The sequence below is a fragment of the Vreelandella azerica genome, from assembly GCF_013112225.1.
GTDB lineage: Bacteria > Pseudomonadota > Gammaproteobacteria > Pseudomonadales > Halomonadaceae > Vreelandella > Vreelandella azerica.
Map to the genome: position 1 here is coordinate 1 of NZ_JABFHI010000001.1, position 15,458 is coordinate 15,458.

General features: G+C 49.9%; 22 protein-coding genes and 1 pseudogene. 10 read left to right on the forward strand and 13 right to left on the reverse strand.

The window, feature by feature from the left end:
• The 5 genes from HLB35_RS16315 to HLB35_RS18005 form a co-directional block, all read right to left on the reverse strand.
• Positions 1 to 239, reverse strand: a 239-nt coding sequence (locus tag HLB35_RS16315; protein ID WP_216601333.1) for a hypothetical protein, incomplete at its 3' end; no start/stop codon positions are given.
• Positions 240 to 964: 725 nt separating this feature from the next.
• Positions 965 to 1,966, reverse strand: a complete 1,002-nt coding sequence (locus HLB35_RS00010) for a helix-turn-helix transcriptional regulator (protein WP_171701036.1) — start codon at positions 1,964 to 1,966, stop codon at positions 965 to 967.
• Positions 1,967 to 2,023: 57 nt separating this feature from the next.
• A complete protein-coding gene (locus tag HLB35_RS00015; RefSeq protein WP_235936908.1) occupies positions 2,024 to 2,662 on the reverse strand; it encodes a DUF2201 family putative metallopeptidase in 639 nt (212 codons plus the stop codon).
• Positions 2,663 to 2,782: 120 nt separating this feature from the next.
• Positions 2,783 to 2,935: an alternative ribosome rescue factor ArfA gene (gene arfA, locus HLB35_RS17750; protein ID WP_171701037.1), complete on the reverse strand. Its 153-nt coding sequence runs from the start codon at positions 2,933 to 2,935 to the stop codon at positions 2,783 to 2,785.
• Positions 2,936 to 3,024: 89 nt separating this feature from the next.
• Positions 3,025 to 4,008, reverse strand: a complete 984-nt coding sequence (locus HLB35_RS18005) for a PcfJ domain-containing protein (RefSeq protein WP_171701038.1) — start codon at positions 4,006 to 4,008, stop codon at positions 3,025 to 3,027.
• A 408-nt stretch (positions 4,009 to 4,416) separates the two neighbouring features.
• Here HLB35_RS18005 and HLB35_RS00030 point away from each other — a divergent pair, with 408 nt between their 5' ends.
• The 8 genes from HLB35_RS00030 (at position 4,417) to HLB35_RS17755 (ending at position 9,290) form a co-directional block, all read left to right on the forward strand.
• Positions 4,417 to 4,953 (forward strand): hypothetical protein, encoded by a 537-nt coding sequence (locus tag HLB35_RS00030; protein WP_171701039.1) that lies wholly within the window; start codon positions 4,417 to 4,419, stop codon positions 4,951 to 4,953.
• A gap of 104 nt (positions 4,954 to 5,057) precedes the next feature.
• On the forward strand, positions 5,058 to 5,438 hold the full coding sequence (locus HLB35_RS00035; RefSeq protein WP_171701040.1) for a gamma-glutamylcyclotransferase family protein: 381 nt from the start codon (positions 5,058 to 5,060) through the stop codon (positions 5,436 to 5,438).
• A 2-nt stretch (positions 5,439 to 5,440) separates the two neighbouring features.
• Complete coding sequence (locus HLB35_RS00040) at positions 5,441 to 6,085, forward strand: poly-gamma-glutamate hydrolase family protein (RefSeq protein WP_171701041.1); 645 nt, start codon at positions 5,441 to 5,443, stop codon at positions 6,083 to 6,085.
• 111 nt (positions 6,086 to 6,196) lie between these two features.
• Complete coding sequence (locus HLB35_RS00045; protein ID WP_171701042.1) at positions 6,197 to 6,832, forward strand: plasmid pRiA4b ORF-3 family protein; 636 nt, start codon at positions 6,197 to 6,199, stop codon at positions 6,830 to 6,832.
• A gap of 602 nt (positions 6,833 to 7,434) precedes the next feature.
• The gene (locus HLB35_RS00050; RefSeq protein WP_171701043.1) at positions 7,435 to 7,815 is read left to right on the forward strand and encodes a DUF2628 domain-containing protein; all 381 of its coding nucleotides are present in this window, start codon (positions 7,435 to 7,437) and stop codon (positions 7,813 to 7,815) included.
• Between the two features lie 5 nt (positions 7,816 to 7,820).
• Positions 7,821 to 8,285: a hypothetical protein gene (locus HLB35_RS00055; protein WP_171701044.1), complete on the forward strand. Its 465-nt coding sequence runs from the start codon at positions 7,821 to 7,823 to the stop codon at positions 8,283 to 8,285.
• Between the two features lie 29 nt (positions 8,286 to 8,314).
• Positions 8,315 to 9,034 (forward strand): hypothetical protein, encoded by a 720-nt coding sequence (locus tag HLB35_RS00060; RefSeq protein ID WP_171701045.1) that lies wholly within the window; start codon positions 8,315 to 8,317, stop codon positions 9,032 to 9,034.
• 127 nt (positions 9,035 to 9,161) lie between these two features.
• Entirely contained in the window at positions 9,162 to 9,290 is a 129-nt protein-coding gene (locus HLB35_RS17755) for a hypothetical protein (RefSeq protein WP_268895870.1), read from the forward strand.
• Positions 9,291 to 9,433: 143 nt separating this feature from the next.
• Here HLB35_RS17755 and HLB35_RS00065 read toward each other — a convergent pair.
• The 4 genes and pseudogenes from HLB35_RS00065 to HLB35_RS00080 all read right to left on the reverse strand — a co-directional run.
• A pseudogene (locus tag HLB35_RS00065) lies at positions 9,434 to 9,535 on the reverse strand (IS5/IS1182 family transposase); the annotation flags it as partial.
• Between the two features lie 58 nt (positions 9,536 to 9,593).
• A complete protein-coding gene (locus HLB35_RS00070; protein WP_171701046.1) occupies positions 9,594 to 9,902 on the reverse strand; it encodes a hypothetical protein in 309 nt (102 codons plus the stop codon).
• 92 nt (positions 9,903 to 9,994) lie between these two features.
• A complete protein-coding gene (locus HLB35_RS00075; RefSeq protein WP_171701047.1) occupies positions 9,995 to 10,540 on the reverse strand; it encodes a hypothetical protein in 546 nt (181 codons plus the stop codon).
• Between the two features lie 73 nt (positions 10,541 to 10,613).
• Positions 10,614 to 11,153: a coiled-coil domain-containing protein gene (locus HLB35_RS00080; protein WP_171701048.1), complete on the reverse strand. Its 540-nt coding sequence runs from the start codon at positions 11,151 to 11,153 to the stop codon at positions 10,614 to 10,616.
• A 456-nt stretch (positions 11,154 to 11,609) separates the two neighbouring features.
• On the opposite strand from HLB35_RS00080, the gene HLB35_RS00085 reads away from it, so the two are divergent.
• Complete coding sequence (locus tag HLB35_RS00085) at positions 11,610 to 11,849, forward strand: hypothetical protein (RefSeq protein ID WP_171701049.1); 240 nt, start codon at positions 11,610 to 11,612, stop codon at positions 11,847 to 11,849.
• A 5-nt stretch (positions 11,850 to 11,854) separates the two neighbouring features.
• On the opposite strand, the gene HLB35_RS00090 is transcribed toward HLB35_RS00085, so the two are convergent.
• The 4 genes from HLB35_RS00090 to HLB35_RS00105 all read right to left on the reverse strand — a co-directional run bounded on the left by HLB35_RS00090 (position 11,855) and on the right by HLB35_RS00105 (position 14,735).
• Positions 11,855 to 12,994, reverse strand: a complete 1,140-nt coding sequence (locus tag HLB35_RS00090; protein WP_216601334.1) for a hypothetical protein — start codon at positions 12,992 to 12,994, stop codon at positions 11,855 to 11,857.
• A gap of 79 nt (positions 12,995 to 13,073) precedes the next feature.
• Positions 13,074 to 13,412: a hypothetical protein gene (locus tag HLB35_RS00095; protein WP_171701050.1), complete on the reverse strand. Its 339-nt coding sequence runs from the start codon at positions 13,410 to 13,412 to the stop codon at positions 13,074 to 13,076.
• Positions 13,413 to 13,591: 179 nt separating this feature from the next.
• On the reverse strand, positions 13,592 to 13,786 hold the full coding sequence (locus HLB35_RS00100; RefSeq protein WP_171701051.1) for a hypothetical protein: 195 nt from the start codon (positions 13,784 to 13,786) through the stop codon (positions 13,592 to 13,594).
• Positions 13,787 to 13,823: 37 nt separating this feature from the next.
• Entirely contained in the window at positions 13,824 to 14,735 is a 912-nt protein-coding gene (locus HLB35_RS00105; RefSeq protein ID WP_171701052.1) for a metallophosphoesterase, read from the reverse strand.
• Between the two features lie 116 nt (positions 14,736 to 14,851).
• On the opposite strand from HLB35_RS00105, the gene HLB35_RS17760 reads away from it, so the two are divergent.
• Positions 14,852 to 15,457, forward strand: a complete 606-nt coding sequence (locus tag HLB35_RS17760) for an ADP-ribosylglycohydrolase family protein (protein ID WP_216601335.1) — start codon at positions 14,852 to 14,854, stop codon at positions 15,455 to 15,457.
• Position 15,458 lies beyond the last annotated feature (1 nt).

A 15,458-nucleotide genomic window follows, 5' to 3' on the forward strand; every position in this document is an offset into this window, starting at 1 on the left:
ACGATCAATGAAGACGCGCCGTTTTTGCCAGGCAACGGACAGAGGCGTAGCCGTGGGGTCAGCCTGGGTTGAAGATCGCGTTGATGCCCCCGGTTACAGATATTGTGGTTCCCACGGCCGTGAAAAATAGGATGCGGTTGAATCTTCACACCAGCGCGTTTCGGGTCAGATTCAACCTGCTGTCGAAGTTCAATGTTGTCACCTCCGGTGCCAATGGCGCTACCGGCCCATGCAACCATGAATTGTGATCACTAAAGCCGAGCGGCTTGCGAGCGCCAGGGCGGCTCGTCAAACGCCGTGCTGGTGATGTAAAGCGGTCGCCACGCTTCGTTTCCGCTAAAATATAATAGCTAAACGTATCGCCTGCGATTCGCTTAAGGACGATGTACCCTATTTTTCCGCCATGAATGGCCATAATGGTGATTGGTGAGCCAATGGTCTGCAATCTTCAATCGAAAATGCTCCGTGGGTTGCTGCTTTTTAACTCGGCAAAGCTGCTGTAGTGGTCGCCACGTTGGCGAATCCAGCCCTTTCTGCGTAGCCACACGGTTGCGCGTCCAAGCATTAGACTGCAAAACGCATGTTTACCATTCCCCGTTCTCGATAAGCCTCGTGCTTAACCTCGGAGTTATGAGATAACACCATGCTTCGCCGTGCCGGGTGGTGAGAATAACGCGGCTGTATTTTTAGGTGCGTGCGCGTTGTAGCCTTCAAGCTGACGGAGCCTTGTTCTGTGTTGATGGTGTAGACCTCAACCGGAGTCATTGATGCCTCCGCTTTGGCCCCAGGGTAATGACCAAGATCATAAAGCGTGATGGCTGTAAGGCAGTCGTTGCTATAAGCACCATTGAGCCAGTAATGATTGTAAGTACTTGTTTAAGGCAGCCGTATACGGCAACGCGTGGGCAGCGCTGTATATCGCGTTGTAGTCCCATTTCTTATCCTTTGTGCACCAGTAGGGTGTCTACTTCATCCAACAGCAGTACGGTGTGGCATAAATTTCGGCTCGCCAGTGGGGCGGCTCGATGATGTCGACATTGGCGCCCATCCCCATCAACCACCATAGGGTTTGCTGGTCATCCGGCACCGTGGCTTCCAGGCACTGCCAGTGACTATCCGGTAAGGGGGACAACGTCTGCTCGTCGGCCAGAGGTGTTTCGCTCAACAACCAGGCCACTTGAGGGGCAACGTTGGCCACCAGAGTGACAGGGGCTTTGCCCTGCAGGTAGCCAAAGGCACCCCCGGCGATATAGGCATCCAGGTCAAAGTCCGGCAAGGCACGCCAGTCAACGTCGCTCGGACGAGCGGCCTGAATGCGGTGCAGAGCAAACTGACGAAGATCGCGATAGTCATTCACGGTAGCCAGCAGGTACGTCACGCTATGGCGGCTCACCAGGCCTTGAGGGTGCAAGATGAACTGCTTACAGGTCTCCCTGGCACGGGAAAGGTAATCCACCTCAATGGCCTTTTGTTCAAGCAAGGCCTGGGCGACGGTTTGCCAGGTGGCTTCGTCAAACTCAGCCGGTATCAAGGCCTTGCCATTGGGGATGGCCCTGACCTTGCGCGCCCACTGGCTCAGACCATTGGCGCTCAGGCTATCCAGCAGGCGCCGAGCGTCAGTGAACTGAGGCGACAGCTGACCCACCACCACCGGCGGTAATAATCCCTTGAGGTATTCTTCAGCGAGCACCAGCGTCAAGGCGCTGGGCGTATCCAGCGCGGGCAGGTGACAATGAAAATCACGGTCGAAATACCATTGGTAGGGTTTCTGGTCGTCATCACAGGTCAGTGGGAAATGCAGAGATAAACGATCACGCAGGTCACGCTGCAAGGAGCGGGTATCAATCTGGAACCCGCGTTGTTCAAGTTTGGCCTTGAGCACTGGCGTTGAAATACGCCCGGGGGCCCGCGGGATCAGCTGCAACAACGCAAGGTAACGAAAGAGGGTATCGCGGAGATCAGACATGGGACGTCCTGTCCTGGCAAAGTGTTAATGAAAGCAACATGGCGAAGTATCCTGAGTCTAGCGCGTTGCGCAGAAATCGGCGACCCTGGCAGGCAGGGCAGGCGATTCTCGTACGGCCACATGAGCCCGACGTCGCCATAGGGCAATCAGGCTTAGGTCAGGCAGGCAGGCAAGATCATGCGTCCAGAGCGCCGCAGGATGAATATCCATGGAGCCTTCGTCATCCAGTCTGGGATGTGCAGATAACCACTCATAGACCTGGATAGCCTTTAATCCAATGCAGATAGGGAAAATCAACGCCTTGGAAGGCAGCGATAACCCCAGTTCCAGCAAGAGACTGTTGATTTCGTGATCGCAGGCCAGGTGCCAGCGTTTGGGAGACGCCACCAGTGGGGCGGCCAGGTGGCCAGCGACACAATGCCAGATCAGATGTGCCTGCAAAAAGACACGCTCTTCATCCGTGAGTGTCGCGCTCAACGTCGGTGAAAAATACAGGTGGCGCCCATCGGTGCTGGCGAAATGCGCCTGATCTTCCGCGGTGGGTGTGAGTGTCAGAAACTGGCTCATCCAGCTCATGACGGGCAAGGTGGTTTCCCAGCGTTCACGATCTTGCTGCCACTTGCTCAACTCCTGTTGTGCCAGCAGTGACAATGACGCGAATGAAGAAGAACAATAAACGCCCATTGAATCTGTCATTATCTCGCCTCCCTGATAGATCGTCAGGCAAGCCTACAGGGCGGGTACGACAAACCATGTCGGAAAAAGTCATCAGGTGAGAAAAAGCGCGACAACAGGAGGACAATCCAAAGCAACACCTTATGCAGCTTTGGGTTGCCCTCTTGAAGACTTGCCCTTACGGGAGTAACTGCCTTTACCTTTTTTGGCCTTAACAACGCGCTGGTGAAACAGGGGCGTTCTTAGCGCTGCGTGTTGGGCATTATGCAATGCGTGCTTTTTCTTTTTACTCATATCACTTACCTCAAGGGTTTCTACAGACGGATTTTCCGTAGACGGGGTTTCTAATAGCAGGGCTGTCGATATATGGCCGTGGGAGGTTTTCACTGGTTTTCAAGCCACGCCAGAATCAGGGCCTGTGCCTGTGTAGAAGGAATGGCGTTGCGTGGCCCACGCGCCTGGCTGATAACCCAGCGATGCCCTTGCCGGGTGATGGCCACCGTCACATGATGCGGGCTGCCCATATGGTAGATGGCTACCTGGCCGAGCGCCACCAGACGGTCGTAGCTCCCCACACAGTGCGACATCTGCTGGCCTTCATCCAGCAGGCCCTGCCAGGACGTAATCGGTACGATAAGCTCATTACCCGCTAAGGGTGGGGCAGGGTAATCACCGTGCCGTCTCTGAAGCTGGTCGGCACTGCGCTGGTCTTTGCCGTCTCTGAGCCGTGCATTGAAGCGCTCAACCAGGCGATCATGCAGTGTTTGCAATTGGCGAGAAGTAGTGACTGACCGAAGTGCTCGCAGGTTCCCGTCAGGCAGCATCTGTAAGGTATCCGTCAGCATACGGTGCAGCCAGGTTGATCTGCCCGGAATGAGCCTTGAATCAGGGTCAAACAGGGCCTCATCAATCAGACTGGGTAAGCCTGGCCAACGGTCTCTTTCATAGCGCGCCAGAAAGCTCAAATGCGCCACGCTGGGGTGTGGGTGGTGGCTCAACAACCGAACGTCTTCTGCACGCTGAAGGGTGCGTAGGATCTCCTGCAATTCGCGCTGCCCCATGGGGGCCAGACGGCAGCGGCGTAATAGCCGGGCGACTGCTGATGCGTTGGGTAGCCCGACGGCAGCGCATTGCACGGTCTGCTTCTGTGCCAGCAAATCATTGAAGTGATCAGCCGACCAACCCTCTTGCACACCGGTATCCACCAGAAAGATCAACAGCAAGGGGGATGATTCGGCCAGCTCATAGGCGCTGGCGGACTGGCCACATACCTGGGCCAGTTCCAACCCCAGAAAAGGCGCTGCGTGAATAACGTGGCGCACCGTCTCTGGTATGCCTGCCAACAGGGTCGCTTCCTTGCTGGCCACCAACATATCCCAGCGAATGCCAGCGGGCGCAAGAAATTCGCCCTGTGCAATCCGTTCACCGTAAGAATAGCTTTCCCAGGCAAAGGGTGTGGGCGATTGCCACGGTGAAAGGTAGAGGGTCAGGGGTAGCCAACGGCTGCCTGGAAATCGAACGCGATTCGCCCGTCATCAGAGCATGCCTGCGGGTGCTCAGCTCCACGTATCATTTGATAAAAATGGCGCGTCACACTATCAAGAACATTCGCTAACATGGCAGGCTCCGCAAACAAGAAAAATCATCATGCTGGTCAATACGCCAGATTTTGACCGATGTTGCGACATTATATGTCGGTACCTGGTGATAAAGTGGGCAATGTCGTTTTTATTCCAGTGACTGAACATCGTCCTCGCGCCAAGGAGTCCATGAGAATGCCAGTAGAACCAGTCACGACTCATCCGACGATACCCAAGGCAGCAGCATTGTCAGCCGCCATTACTCAATGGGTTGAAAAGACGAATCAGGCGTTTGCCCCTCATCGCCGTAGTTGTCGGAAGTGGAAGGCGCCATTAGCGGGGTATTTCTCGGAACGCTTTCTTTCTCAATGTCATTACGTCATCGTGCCTGAGATCCCCTTGCCTGATGAGTCGCTTCTCCAGTCCGTTGGCATTGAGTCAGCCTTCTTTAATCACGTGGCTGGCCTGACGTTGGATAATACCTATTATCTATTGCCTTCGGTTGCTGACGCACTGAATGTGCACTTTCATGAACTGATCCATGTCGCTCAGTGGCAGCATCTTGGAGCGGTGGGCTTTGTTTCTCGCTACTTACATGAATGGAGCGCGCATGAGTACCATGAGATGCCGCTGGAACGTATGGCGTATGCACTGGAAGCAGCGTTTCTGGAAGGCTGTTCCAAGATAGATGTGCCTGAATATGTGCGACAACGTCTTTTTTCCAACGCGTAATAGCGGTTATTGGCTCAGCTGGCTAAGCCCTAGAATGGCAATGCAGCCACCGTACTGCTGTTGGATGAAGTAGACACCCTACTGGTGCACAAAAGGATAAAGAAATGGGACACCTACAACGCGATATACAGCGCTGCCCACGCGTTGCCGTATACGGCACGCTTAAACAAGGCCAACACAATCATTACTGGCTCAATGGTGCCCCCTTACTTGGCAACGACTGCCTTACAGCCATCACGCTTTATGATCTTGGTCATTACCCTGGGGCCAAAGCGGAGGCATCAGCTGGCTCAGTAGTTGAGGTCTACACCATCAACACAGAACAATTAGCGTTGCTCGATCAGCTTGAAGGCTACAACGCGCACGCACCTAAAGAAGGTTTATACAACCGCGTTATTCTCACCACCCGGCACGGCGAAGCATGGTGTTATCTCTATAACTCCGAGGTTAAGCACGAGGCACTTATCGAGAACGGGGAATGGTAAACATGCGTTTACAGTCTATGCTTGGACGCGCAACCGTGTGGCTACGCAGAAAGGGCTGGATTCGCCAACGTGGCGACCACTACAGCAGCTTTGCCGAGTTAAAAAGCGAGCAACCCCACGGAGCATTTTCGATTGAAATTGCAGACCGTGGCTCACCAATCACCATTATGGCCATTCATGGCGGAAAAATAGAGCCGGGTACATCGTCACTTACTAAGCGAATCGCAGGCGATACGTTTAACTATTATATTTTTAGCGGAAACAAGAAGCGCCACAACTGGGATTTACACATCACCAGCACGGCGTTTGACGAGCCTGCCGCCCTGGCGCTCGCAAGCCGCTCGGCTTTAGTGATCACAATTCATGGTTGCATGGGCCGTGGCGCCATTGTCTACACCGGAGGTGACAACATTGAACTTCGACAGCAGGTTGAATCTGACTTGAAACGCGCTGGTGTGAAGAGTCAGCCGCATCCTATTTTTCACGGCCGTGGGAACCACAATATCTGTAACCGGGGGCATCAACGCGGTCTTCAACTGGAGCTGACCCCACGGCTACGCCTCTGTCCGTTTGCCTGGCAAAAACGGCGCGTCTTCATTGATCGTATGCGCAGAGTGCTGGGCGAAAGTGAAATTTTTGACGGCTAGCAGTCTTTCGGATTACGGGCATCGCTTGCAGCGACGACACCCATCTCCCACCGTTTTTTGTGTTGCCACTGGCCACTTTAGTAATATGGTACTCAACCGAGAGGAGGGCGCATGGCGGATATACGTTTGAAAATAGAGCTTTTATATACTGATCCCCTGGTCTGGCGGCGTGTGGTGGTACCTGAAAAGATCAATTTATTGCGCCTGCATGAAGTCATTCAGGCCGTCATGGGGTGGGAAGAGGTGCATCTTTTCGAGTTCGAATGCAACGGCCGCTATTACGGCCTGCCCGATGAGTGGAGCGATCGTCCGATTGCTCTGGCCCGTAATGCCCAGTTGAAAGCTATTGCGGCGCGTGCCGAGGAAAACACCTTCTACTACCGTTACGATTTTGGTGATGACTGGCTGCACCGCATCACTATTGAAGCCACAGATCTGGCGGAAACATCTCCTTGCCCTCGGTTAGTAGAGGCAGAAAGGGCCTGCCCGCCGGAGGATATTGGCGGTACTCTCGGCTATGAAGCACTGTTGGAGGCCGCCGCCGGGCAGCCAAACGAGCACGGAAAGATGTTGTTGGAAATGCTGGGTGGCGAGTTCAATCCTGATGATGTCGATACCGATGAAGTGGCTGCCATGCTTGAGCCTATCCAGCGCGGCTTTAAGCGAAACAAGGTAAAACGTAAGCCCCTACCAGCATCGGATCAAGGGGCATGGCCAATCGATATGACACGCTCCCTCAAAGACTAGGGCATTCATGATATGGATACTCTGATCACCATCGTGGAGCAATATAAGCAGTGCCTTAAGCGCTAAACCCTTCAGAGAGTGGGGACGCCACGTTGCCTGACTCGCTTTCACAGGGCAGGTAATGCCTGATAGGTTAAAAGGCAGCGAGCACGATAAAGGATATGTTCTAAGCGCTGATGAGCGAAAATTTTGGTTGCGGGCTTACGCTACCAACATGATTCAGAGAATGCGTATCAGTTTTCCGTCGATATGGGACTGCAGGTTCCAGCGCTACACGATTTCATGAAGTGGACATCGCGTTAAAACCGGTTCTCAAATGAAATTAATTATAACTTCACCTTAGGAAAGCAAATAGTCGCCAAGCTTGAGCTTGAACCGAGTGGGAATGCTGGTCTACCTGCTGTTCCCAAGCTCGGCAGAATGATAGCCTAAGCTTATTGCGCTTTTTTCCTGCGCAACAAATGGATGTAATGCGACACCGGATGTCGGGTCCTGCCGTTATACTTCTCTATTCTGTGTCGTTGCCGAGTATGGCCGTGCTCTATTGAGTTACTACGATTTTTCAAGCCACTGATCGCAACACTCTGGCAAGGAGCGCTGAGATGAAAACTTTTAAAATCTATGAGAATCCAGCTGGAAACCGCAAAGCGGTGAAGCGGGGCTGGTCCTGGCCGGGATTCTTTTTCGGCCCAATTTGGGCGTTCATTAAAAAAATGTGGGGGCTGGGAACGGTATTGTTGATTGCGGTGATCATCCTGGCCATTTTCCCGGCAGGTAGCGAAATTGGTTTGCTCGCCGCGCTCGTTAATTTCGGTATTTATATCGCCTGCGGGATCAATGGCAATGGCTGGTGCGAGAAAAATCTAATTTCACGGGGGTATGAATACTGCGCCACGGTTTCTGCTGCCAACCCAGAAGGCGCGATGGCAGTGTTTTTAAAAGGCCCTTCGGATAGTGAAGTCAATCAAAATGGCAAGGAGTAAGGGATATGATAGAGCTGAAAGACATCGATCAAAAAAGAAAGTTGGTTACTACTGGTGCAGTCGTATTGGTTTTGTTTGTGTCATGGTCAGGAGTAATCGACTATTTAAGTAAGGAATATGTTAATGCTTCGACCGTTCAGGCACTTGCAGCATATGCGACAGCTCGGGTTATTAATGCCGCTGTCTCGCTCGCTTCTTCAATTAGTGTTAGCGCATCTTTTGGTGTTGGGTTTGATATACAACCATTTCAAATACTAGACCCAATTAACGACTTGGTTGAGCAATATAGTTCCGCAATGAAGTTTGCTATATCGTCACTAGTTGTTCAGAAAATAGTGATCGAAGCAATATCTACCTTATTCTTTAAGGTGAGTTTGACGGTTTTAGGTTTAGTGTTCATTGTTTCGCTTTATATTCGTAATGGATTTTACTCATTTCTATTATTTCGTATTTTTGCTTTTTTGCCATGATACGATTCCTCATTGTAATGGTTGTTGTTATGAATGGAGTGGTTGACCAAGCATTTGTAGATAGAAATATCACGCCGAGTATGCAAGAAGTCGAAGGGGCCGCTAATCAGCTTGAAAAAAGTCAAAGTACAGAAAATGACTTAAATGAGGATGAAATAAAAGGTCTTATCGCAATGCGCGAGCAGCTTCAGAGCGAGCGGACGCAAATCATAGAACAGATAAACTCACGTGAAAAAGTGTTGGAAGAGCTACAGGCTGAACTCAGCACGTTTATAGATAGGGTAGAGGAGCTTGAAGAACAGATGGGTACTATCGAAAAGCTAAATGTGTTTTCTCGTGAGGATGAGTATGTTCAGGCAAGTGCAGAGCTAGAGGAAGCTGCTAGTCTGGTTGAGCAGGCACAGGCTGAGCATAATGAGCTAACAGCTCAACTTAATGCTTTGGACGAGGATATTAAAAATACAACTGATATGATTGAGGGTAATAACGTCAATGAAGGTTGGTTGACGAGTATGAGAAATAAAATGTCTGAGTTCCGTGATATGGCAAGATGGGAGCGGATAGTTACAACAGTGGAAGATGTGATTCCTTCGTTACTTAATCTGATGGCTGCGTTTTTATTTAAAACTCTCATCATGCCACTGATATTTTTGGCTTTGTTTCTAAAAGGGTTTAAATATATTTGGGGCGTGGACCCAAGAAAATGGGCACAGGATGAGTACGCAAAAATGAAGAAAGTAGAAGATTGAAGTAGGGTCGCCGGGGTGATTAAAGCACGAATTAAGCTCAGATCTTGTGTATGGAGGGAGATAGAGCGGGTGGCGTATCCTATTGGCTGATCACCCCAGATCACAACCAACACAAGATGGATACGCCATGGCTCTCTTCGAGGGCAAGAAGAAAACGGGCAAACTATCTGATGAGCCCAGCACGGACGAGCTTTATCGTGAGATTGGCCGACTGTCGGTGGAACGAGATTTTTTGTCGCGCAAGCTCGATCAGTAAGCCGTCAACAACGGTTGGCGATGATCGAGCGTGGTGATCCCCATGTTAGCCTTTCGCGCCAGCGGGGAGACTCATATTGCGCAGACGCCAACATCGGACATGTTGCGTGTATTACGCATAATCCACTAGGGTCTGTTGACGTTTCACATTGGGAGCCATAAAAAACCACACTCTAAAGCCACCATGCTCTCGTAATTTCGCTTTAGCTTATCGTATCGCGTCGCTATGGCGCGATACGTCTTTAAATGCAGTTACCTGGACTGCTGGGTTGAAAGTCACCGAGTTTAAGCTTAATAAAAATAATTATTTATTATCAATCAAATTTTGATGGCTTAAAATTGTAATATCTCTTTCTTCATATGCAGGCTCATTGATATGATTCTGATCATTCATTTCAAACATATTTTTACTTTCTATGGCATGCTCATGAATCTTGATAGCAGCAAACATACCTTCCCTCATCTTATTGAGTGCTTCTATATTTTTTTCTCTCATATATAAAATCTGGCTATCAATAACAGATATCTGTTTTTCAGCAATATCCTTATCTTTTTTCTTGTTAATTAATTCAATTTCTTTTTCATTGATCTCTTCAAGTGCTCTAATGTCCATCAGTGTTATCTTTAGTTTATCTTTCTTGCTATCAGGTCCCCTTTTATCATTTATGTAATCTTTTATTGCAGAGTTTTTCTCGATAGAATTTGTTAGGTTTTTGATATCATGATTAAGAATAATAATCTCCTCTTCAATTTTATCTTTAATTTTTTTATTTTCTCCCTGACTTCACCAATATGGTCTAATTTATCCTGAGTCGAAAAATCAGCATTATCATGCGCCGAGCTTAATACCTCACCCATTTTTGACATGGAAGACTGACTTGAATTCAGAACGTTATTCATCCATGACATATGCAAACCAAATATTTTATTTTGATACTCTTGGGAGGATTTCATCATAGAAACATAGTCCCTAAATTTGTTCTTCTGATCCTCCATAATTCTTGCAATAAGTTCAGATTCTTCTCTTTTGTGTTTCTCTAGATTTTCCTTAACTTCTTTATTCAGGTTTCTGTTTTCTTCTCTGGCTTTTTCTAGTTGCTGTAAATTTCTATTAAAAGTATCGCTGATGATACGGTCTTTCTCTCTTTCTGCCTCCGTTTTCTGTTTTTTATTTTCACTTATTTGTCCAGAAATAAATTTTGCTACCTCTACTGCTCCATCAATGGCTTTCTCAATAAGAGCAATATTCATAGTGTCATCCTTGTTATATTCGTTATTTTCACTCGATGATTTTTTCATGACCTTACCATCTTTGTTTTGATATTTAGTTCTTGCCTATTTCTCTTTCTACTTCATTCTTGATATCCTGAAGCTTTCTACCTACAAAGCTCCTGGCTTCTATTTCAGCATTCACTTTTTTAAAATCCGACATTGCTGCTTGATATGCTATTTCACGTTCATTGTTATCGTTTTTTATTTTAATTTTTTCATGAATAACCTCGTTTCTAATATGGCGTACTGCAAAAAAATATACTAAAGAAAAAAGCGCAATTAGAAAAAATAAAGAAGATGCAACCACTACATTTCGTTGGTAGTGTGCTTCCGTACGAATTTCTTCAGAGATACTCTGTCTGAATTCATCAGCGTAAATTGACATCAGGTTTTCCTTGTTATCTTGCTCCCGATTTGATATTGACTCAAGTTCATTCTTCAGAGTAGTGTTTTCAATCATCAAGCTGGTGTTCTTTTCTGCCAGTTCATCTATCCTGTTTTTCAACTCCTGAGTTTCATTACTGCACCCTGATAAGCCCATAGTTATTCCAAAAAATAAAAAAACAAAAATATTTTTTATTGAAAATTTCATCAGTAATAACCTTTATAAAAAATAACGGATTTTCTATCTACGAAGATATTGTCACAGTTATTGTCTTTGATGAGTTATGATTAACGCAACAGATAGCAATCCGTGTAGCGTGGAAGTACCTGAGTGACGTTCTGGCGTTTCATACCCAAAGGCAAGACAATAATCAAAGTGCTCAGCATGCAGCACGCCTTATTGCCACAGTTTTCGACCAATGGCATACATGGCACTCATAGGTCATTGGAGGTTGACGAGTTGGCATTATTAATGATCTCTTTTAATGTCCATGTTATATCGGTAACGGTAATCTATATTCATGTCTGGTTTCAATAATTACAATTTTATATGATAATCTTTATATAGTCACCACAAAAGGCATCACATCGTCTATAGGAATAACATAACAAGACATTATTGCGCATTTTCTCCTGAGTGACCAAGCATGGAAGATCAGTATTGTTGAAAATGCTGGAAGGTGAGTTCAATCCTGATGATGTCGATACCGATGAAGTGGCTGTCATGCTTGAGCCTATCCAGCGCGGCTTTAAGCGAAACAAGGTAAAACGTAAGCCCCTACCAGCATCGGATCAAGGGGCATGGCCAATCGATATGACACGCTCCCTCAAAGATCAGGGCATTCATGATATGGAGACTCTGATCGCCATCGTGGAGCAATATAAGCAGTGCCTTAAGCGCTAAGCCTATCAAGAGGTGGAGATATGACGTTGCCTGAAGGGTTTCCAAAGAACAGACATCAGGCGGCGTGGCATCCACAGCCAAATGGCAAGGGCGATAACGCTGTATAGCCACCATTTAGGCAGGGCTAGCAACATTTTGGCGATCAAGGTCAGCACGTCACCCTTATATACCATCTTGCCACCCCGGCTGATCAGCTTGGTAAAGCGCAATGCGCCGACCTTATCTAAGGCGACCAGCCCTTTTTGGCCAAAGGTGGCGGCCAGCAGGATGGTGCCCTTTCCCAGTCTGCCGGCTCCCTGAGCGACATCCATCGCCACTTGGCCGCCTACACGATACAGAGAGGCGCTCTGATGGCCAAAAGTTTCTGCGAAGCGTGCCGCTCGGCGTAATTCCACTGCATCTTGGGTTTTTGCTAGCATTCGCATGCCACCTCGGGTGCTGGCCAGCACATTGATGTCCCTGAAAAGTGTTTTCAACTGGCCCAATCGTCGAGTTTCGCGCGCCTGACGCGCCGCCGTTACCATTGACCTGCCCAGCCAGCCAGGCAGTTGCCCCAAACGCCTGGCCGTCTTCAAAGTAATCAGGCTGCTTTTGGTTACCGTGGTGCCTGCTACCGCAGGTGCCGCTGCGCCGCCGGACGCGGCGGTGCCCACGCCACTGGCTACCTGAGCCCCGGTTGCCAACACGCCCAGCGATGCAAGAGCCACCATCACTTCATCGACGTCTTCACCCTGTGCAAGATTGACGCCTTGATTGGCTAGATCACGGATATCGCCAATCACCATGAAATCCGTAGCGACACTGGCAATCTGGCCAATCGTTTCGTCACTGCTTCCTCGCAGCAGGCCTTCACTCAGTTTGCCAAGCTGGTAACGCCATTGGCTGCGCGATTCTTCAATCTGCTGATAAAGTATCTGCGCCTCAGGCGAATTTCCCACATAATCATAGGTCATGAAGAAGCCCAGATAATCAGCGGCTTCTGCATAACGTTCTTCCGCTATCAGTGAACGGGTTTCCGGTAGGGGGTCTATTCGTGTTAATGCCAACACCGACAGCGTGGCCTGGTTCCATAGTGTGGCAGCGGCTACTCCAGCAATGAGAAGTACCGCTAGCTTGAAGGGCAATTTGAAAAAGAAGGCCATCATCGAGATGCGCTCCTGAAGCATACCGTCGGTGCGTTGTGGCAGTCGGTATTCGTTGAATCAATTCTTGTATAAGAGACTCTCAAAGCCCGTAATCACCCAGAAAGGCAAGCCAGGCGCTGCGCTGTGGCTCACTGACAGGCACTGAAAGCGGATGTCCTTGCTCCGTTTCAAAAGCACTAATGACTTGCCTGGCAAAATCATCCTGGCCGGCGGTTAGTGCTTCCAAGGTGCCCCACCACTCGATACGGGAATAGTGCTCCAAGGCCTTGTTAAGTTGGAGCAACCCCTGTGCCTCGCTGATGGCACCCGTGCGGATGGCATCGGCAATCACGCTGACCTGATGCTGCTTGGCGAGGGGATTATCGTGATCAGGGCCTGGGGGATTGAAGGGCAGTACTTGGACGATGAATCTGAGCATTTCATCCCGCGATGCAAACCAGTAAAACGCTCCGACGCCACCGCCCGCCGCGGGTGAGGCATCGCCCGTACAATATAGCCCCCAGCTGTCATCAGTAGGGCTAATTGAATGATGATGTTCCAGCTGCTGCTGGGTTAATGTCAGACGTGTCTCTTCATCGAGTGGCGACTTTCCCTCAATCAGAGAGGGCTTATCGGCTCGAAAAAGTCGCCCTGGTTAGGCATCACCAGCGCAGGTCCAATCAGGTCGATATCGTCATCCTGATAGCGGTCTTCTTCGCCTATCAGTAGCCAGTGTTCGCCTGACCAGAAACCAGGCTCCCATTCCTTGTTCACACTGACCCAGTAGTAACCCGCCAAACGTTTCTCGTTCATAACAATTTCCCCAGGAGTGGATGCGATCAAAGCGAGCTCAGGCCGTTGCCGCTGTTTCTTGAACGTCAACCCACGTAAAGTTTGACGACTGCAAAGGCGTACCCGGTGTATGGGTGTAAGCCATCAATACCCCATGGTAGGCGGCGGCATAATCCAGGCACGCTACGTTTGGCCCCAAGCGCACCGGCGTACCTATCATGGCATAGTGACCAAAGAAAACCGGCGCCGAGCTGCGCGAGTAGCCAACTTCCCGAGCCAGTGAAGGCACCATTTCGGCTGAGTGGATAAGGGCAACATCCTTAGGCCACCAGCGCACCCGGCGGCGGTTGGTGCGAAACGCTGAGCGTGAAGCCTGAGCGCGCATGGTATGTTCACAACCAGCGACGACACGGTCGAGGGCAAAGTAGGTGCTTGAATAAGTGTCTTCATAAGCGGCCATGGTGGCATCATCCAGGCAACGCAGGCCCATGGCCTTCAAGTGATGAATCGACGCCTCATGCCACCAGGCATGCACCACGCGGCAATCCTCCAATTCGAGGTACAGGGGTTGTTCACGTAGCCATTGAAAGTGTGCCAACAGGTTCTCAAGACCCTGTTCCTCAGCGGCAAAAGCCTCAACCAGGCGGCGGCGATCATGGTGCTGGCGGGTTGCCTGCACAAACTGACTCGGCGTCTGTTGGAACGCATGAGCATCGCGAACCCAGTTTAACTCATGGTTACCCACCACCATTTGAGCATGGCCGGCCTCTACCATGGCGTGCACCAGGCGTAGCACCCCGGCAGGATTCTCGCCCTTGTCAATCAGGTCGCCTACAAACACCGCTTTGTGCCCGGGTTTTTGCCAGATATCGTCAATCTGTTGATAACCGAGTGTTTCCAGCAAGTTGATGAGTGTCTGATAACGTCCGTGTACGTCGCCGATAATATCGAAGCATGGTTGGTTCGCCATAAATGTCTCCTGCCTGAGGTGATAACACCATGATGGCAGGGCGGTGCGACATTATTCGTCGTATAGGTCACCTAAAATGATGCAAGCACTACTGCTGAACGCTGAAGGAGCTTGATATGTCGCATCGTTTCAACACACATAGCCACCATGACGCGCAAGCAGTCACGATGCAGGCGCGCTATCGTGGTGCCTTATTAGGGTTGGCTACCGGCGATGCCTTGGGTACCACACTGGAATTTTGTGCCCGCGACCGTTATCCGCTACATACAGAAATGTGCGGCGCCGGAGCTTTCAATGTAGCGCCAGGCGAATGGACAGATGATACCGCCATGGCGCTGTGCTTGGCAGACAGCTTGCTTCATTGTCAGGGGTTGGATCCTCATGATCAGTTATCCCGTTATCTGAGATGGTGGCGAGAAAGCTACATGGCATGCCAGGGAAAGTGCATTGATATCGGTATGACGACACAGCAGGCGCTGCGCCAGTTTGAACGCACTCGTAAAGTGGATGGCGCCAGTACAGATGCTAATCAAAGTGGTAATGGCGGCATTATGCGCCTAGCCCCCGCTGTGATGGTGGCCAGCAGCCTTGAACAGGCCGCTGAATTTGCGGTGGCCAGTAGCCGCACGACCCATGCCAGCCCAGATTGCCTAGATGCGGCTGCTTTATTCGGTCAGGTATTATGGCGCCTCCTTCAGGGGAGACCATTGTTCAGGTACTGAC

What these genes read in the sequence shown, in the direction of transcription:
- HLB35_RS00010 (WP_171701036.1), bottom strand. Translation starts at nt 1,966, where the DNA reads ATGTCTGATCTCCGCGATACCCTCTTTCGTTACCTTGCGTTGTTGCAG.
- HLB35_RS00015 (WP_235936908.1), bottom strand. Translation starts at nt 2,662, where the DNA reads ATGACAGATTCAATGGGCGTTTATTGTTCTTCTTCATTCGCGTCATTG.
- arfA (WP_171701037.1), bottom strand. Translation starts at nt 2,935, where the DNA reads ATGAGTAAAAAGAAAAAGCACGCATTGCATAATGCCCAACACGCAGCG.
- HLB35_RS00030 (WP_171701039.1), top strand. Translation starts at nt 4,417, where the DNA reads ATGCCAGTAGAACCAGTCACGACTCATCCGACGATACCCAAGGCAGCA.
- HLB35_RS00035 (WP_171701040.1), top strand. Translation starts at nt 5,058, where the DNA reads ATGGGACACCTACAACGCGATATACAGCGCTGCCCACGCGTTGCCGTA.
- HLB35_RS00040 (WP_171701041.1), top strand. Translation starts at nt 5,441, where the DNA reads ATGCGTTTACAGTCTATGCTTGGACGCGCAACCGTGTGGCTACGCAGA.
- HLB35_RS00045 (WP_171701042.1), top strand. Translation starts at nt 6,197, where the DNA reads ATGGCGGATATACGTTTGAAAATAGAGCTTTTATATACTGATCCCCTG.
- HLB35_RS00050 (WP_171701043.1), top strand. Translation starts at nt 7,435, where the DNA reads ATGAAAACTTTTAAAATCTATGAGAATCCAGCTGGAAACCGCAAAGCG.
- HLB35_RS00055 (WP_171701044.1), top strand. Translation starts at nt 7,821, where the DNA reads ATGATAGAGCTGAAAGACATCGATCAAAAAAGAAAGTTGGTTACTACT.
- HLB35_RS00060 (WP_171701045.1), top strand. Translation starts at nt 8,315, where the DNA reads ATGAATGGAGTGGTTGACCAAGCATTTGTAGATAGAAATATCACGCCG.
- HLB35_RS17755 (WP_268895870.1), top strand. Translation starts at nt 9,162, where the DNA reads ATGGCTCTCTTCGAGGGCAAGAAGAAAACGGGCAAACTATCTGATGAG.
- HLB35_RS00070 (WP_171701046.1), bottom strand. Translation starts at nt 9,902, where the DNA reads ATGGACATTAGAGCACTTGAAGAGATCAATGAAAAAGAAATTGAATTA.
- HLB35_RS00075 (WP_171701047.1), bottom strand. Translation starts at nt 10,540, where the DNA reads ATGAATATTGCTCTTATTGAGAAAGCCATTGATGGAGCAGTAGAGGTA.
- HLB35_RS00080 (WP_171701048.1), bottom strand. Translation starts at nt 11,153, where the DNA reads ATGAAATTTTCAATAAAAAATATTTTTGTTTTTTTATTTTTTGGAATA.
- HLB35_RS00090 (WP_216601334.1), bottom strand. Translation starts at nt 12,994, where the DNA reads ATGATGGCCTTCTTTTTCAAATTGCCCTTCAAGCTAGCGGTACTTCTC.
- HLB35_RS00095 (WP_171701050.1), bottom strand. Translation starts at nt 13,412, where the DNA reads ATGCTCAGATTCATCGTCCAAGTACTGCCCTTCAATCCCCCAGGCCCT.
- HLB35_RS00100 (WP_171701051.1), bottom strand. Translation starts at nt 13,786, where the DNA reads ATGAACGAGAAACGTTTGGCGGGTTACTACTGGGTCAGTGTGAACAAG.
- HLB35_RS00105 (WP_171701052.1), bottom strand. Translation starts at nt 14,735, where the DNA reads ATGGCGAACCAACCATGCTTCGATATTATCGGCGACGTACACGGACGT.
- HLB35_RS17760 (WP_216601335.1), top strand. Translation starts at nt 14,852, where the DNA reads ATGTCGCATCGTTTCAACACACATAGCCACCATGACGCGCAAGCAGTC.